Consider the following 446-nt stretch of genomic DNA (forward strand, 5'->3'; position numbering starts at 1 on the left):
TACCGCGGCGCCCAAGGGCTCGATCCCGAATTGATCGCCAAGCTCGAAAAGCAGTTCGGCTTCGACAAGCCGCCGCTGACGCGCTTCGGCGAGATGATGTGGAACTACATTCGCTTCGATTTCGGCGAGAGCTTCTTCCGCAACACCACGGTTCTCGAACTGATCAAGGACAAATTGCCGGTGTCCGCCTCGCTCGGCGTCTGGATCATGATCTTTTCATACGGCATCTCGATCCCGCTCGGTATCCGCAAGGCTGTCAAAGACGGCTCGACCTTCGACGTCTGGACCTCGGGGGTCATCATCATCGGCTATGCCGTTCCGAGCTTCCTGTTCGGCATCCTCTTGATCGTGCTCTTTGCGGGCGGATCCTTCTACGACTGGTTCCCGCTGCGCGGCCTCGTCTCCGACAATTTCGATCAGCTCGCCTGGTGGCAGAAGCCGCTCGA

At 59.0% G+C, this 446-nt stretch carries 1 protein-coding gene; it reads left to right on the plus strand.

Annotated features, from left to right (window positions below; translation table 11 throughout):
- Positions 1-446: ABC transporter permease family protein (locus RGCCGE502_RS34400; protein ID WP_016558850.1), on the plus strand; the 446-nt coding region annotated here is incomplete at both ends.

This window comes from Rhizobium grahamii CCGE 502 (assembly GCF_000298315.2).
GTDB classification, from domain to species: Bacteria; Pseudomonadota; Alphaproteobacteria; order Rhizobiales; family Rhizobiaceae; genus Rhizobium; species Rhizobium grahamii.